At 60.8% G+C, this 2,525-nt stretch carries 2 protein-coding genes and 1 pseudogene; all 3 read left to right on the top strand.

Annotated features, from left to right (window positions below; translation table 11 throughout):
* A pseudogene (locus QNK41_RS08465) lies at nt 1-793 on the top strand (carbamoyltransferase HypF); the annotation flags it as partial.
* Between the two features lie 241 nt (nt 794-1,034).
* Entirely contained in the window at nt 1,035-2,126 is a 1,092-nt protein-coding gene (gene hypD, locus QNK41_RS08460) for a hydrogenase formation protein HypD (protein WP_319255694.1), read from the top strand.
* Between the two features lie 6 nt (nt 2,127-2,132).
* Nucleotides 2,133-2,525 (top strand): AIR synthase related protein (locus tag QNK41_RS08455; protein WP_319255692.1); only part of this gene is annotated, 393 nt, incomplete at its 3' end.

Raw genomic sequence — 2,525 nt, 5'->3', positions numbered from 1 at the left:
TCATGCAGACGGGCCGGTGATCGGTCTCTCCTTCGACGGCACGGGGCTGGGTACGGACGGTACCATCTGGGGGGGCGAGGTGCTGGTGGCGGACTACCACTTCTTTACCCGGGCGGCCCATCTGGCGCCGGTGCCCATGCCTGGCAGTGCCGCGGCCATCAAGGAACCGTGGCGCATGGCCGTCAGCCATCTGAGGGCCGCTTTCGGTGAGGAGGCGGGACTGCTTCCGCTGCCTTTTTTACGATCGGCGGGCAAAGAGCGGGTGGCGATCATGATGGCCATGATGGACAAACAGATCAACAGCCCGCTGACCTCCAGTTTAGGCCGGCTATTCGATGCCGTTGCAGCGATCATCGGACTGCGCGGTCAGGTGGCCTTCGAGGGCCAGGCCGCCATGGAACTGGAGATGATCCTCGACGCCGCCGAATCCGGCAGCTACGATTTTTCCTGGGAGGGCGACGGACCCTGTCGGATAGCCACCACACCCATCATTCAGGCAGTGGTGCGGGATGTGGAAAAGGGCGTTTCTCCCAATGCGATCAGCGCCCGGTTTCACAACACCTTGATTTTGCTTTTTGACCAGTTGTGTCGCCACCTACGCACCACCACGGGCATCGACCGTGTGGCCCTGAGCGGTGGCGTGTTTCAAAACAACCGGCTGCTGGTCGGGTTAACCGCCGCCCTTGAAAAAAGCGGGTTCGACCTGCTCACCCATCGACTGGTGCCGACCAACGACGGCGGCCTGTCACTGGGGCAGGCCATGGTGGCGGCAGCAAAAGTGACGGCTTCGTAAAAGGTTCAATATCTGCGTTACGCTTCATCCCTCGTCACTGCGGCGTACGATAAGTACCCATCATTACGCGGGATGGAACATGAATGTTCGCCGTAAGGATCTTGATCGATTTGCCATTCGCTCGCCTAAGCTCGCTTTCGCGGCCCGCAAGCCTTGATCTCGAACCTTTTACGAAGCCGTCGGGAATCCGACTATTTACGAGTTCATCAAAAAGTAAACCATTCATGAGGGACGATCCATCATGACCCTGAAACAAAACGACGCCTTTCACGATCCACAAATCGCCCGGCACCTGGCCGAGCGCATCACCCGTAACAGCCGAAGGCCGGTCCGTTTCATGGAAGTGTGCGGTACCCATACAGTCTCCATTTTCAGGAGCGGCATCCGTTCCCTGCTGCCGGAGACCATCGCTCTGCTTTCCGGACCGGGATGCCCGGTGTGCGTCACTGCGCAAAAGGAGATCGACGCCTTTATCGCCCTGGCCCGGGAACCGGAGACCATCGTGGCCACCTTCGGCGACCTGATCCGGGTGCCGGGCAGCGGCTCCTCGCTGCAGCGTGAGATGGCCGACGGTGCCGATGTGCGCATTGTCTATTCCACCTTCGACGCCGTGAATCTGGCCCGAGAGAACCCGGACAAGCGAGTGGTCTTTTTGGGGGTGGGGTTTGAAACCACCGCGCCCACAGTGGCTGCCGCCATTCTGGCCGCCCACCAGCAAAAACTCGACAATTTTTCGGTGGTGTCGGCCCACAAGACCGTGCCCCCGGCTCTTGAGGCTTTAGCTGACGGTGAGATCAACATCGACGGGTTCCTGCTTCCCGGCCACGTGTCCGTGATCATCGGTCTGGATGCCTACCGGCCCTTTTTCGAGACCCATCGGGTGCCGTGCGTGGTGGCCGGTTTCGAACCGGCCGACCTGCTCCAGGGTATCGCCATGCTGGTGGACCAAGTGGAATCCAGGCAACCGGCTCTGGAGAACGCATACCCCCGCGCCGTCTCACCCGCCGGCAACCCCAAGGCCATGGCGGTCATGAACGAGGTGTTCGAGATGGCAGATGCCGACTGGCGGGGCATCGGCACCATACCAGACAGCGGTCTGGCCATCCGGGAAACCTATGCCGCTTTCGACGCCGTCAAGGTATTCGATATCCGGCTGAAATCCGTTCCTGAACCCAAGGGATGCGCCTGCGGCGAGATCCTCACCGGTATGAAAATCCCCCCCCAGTGCCCGCTGTACAAAACGGTGTGCAGCCCCATGGCACCGGTGGGACCCTGCATGGTCTCCAGTGAAGGCACCTGCGCCGCCTACTACCGTTACCACGGAGAGGAATAAGACCCCATGAAACCGGATAAGATCCTTCTGGACCACGGCAGCGGTGGAAAAATTTCCCACGGCTTAACGACTAACCTGTTGCTGCCCACATTCGACAACCCGGCTTTGGCCATGCTCGATGACGGGGCCACGCTTGATGTGCCCGGCGGCCGCATCGCCTTTTCCACGGACACCTATGTGGTGGACCCCATCTTTTTTCCCGGCGGCAGCATCGGCGACCTGGCCATCAACGGCACGGTGAACGACGTGGCCATGTGTGGCGCGACACCTTTGTACCTGAGCGTGGGGATGATCATCGAAGAGGGCTTTCCCATGGCCGACCTGGAGCGGGTGGTGGCCGAAATGGGTCGTGCGGCACGGCTTGCTGGCGTTACTGTGGTCACCGGCGACACCAAGGTG

Source organism: Desulfosarcina sp. (assembly GCF_033791525.1).
Lineage (GTDB): Bacteria > Desulfobacterota > Desulfobacteria > Desulfobacterales > Desulfosarcinaceae > Desulfosarcina.
The sequence above is the reverse complement of the archived record's forward strand: the minus strand, read 5'-3'. Positions and strand labels throughout refer to the sequence as shown.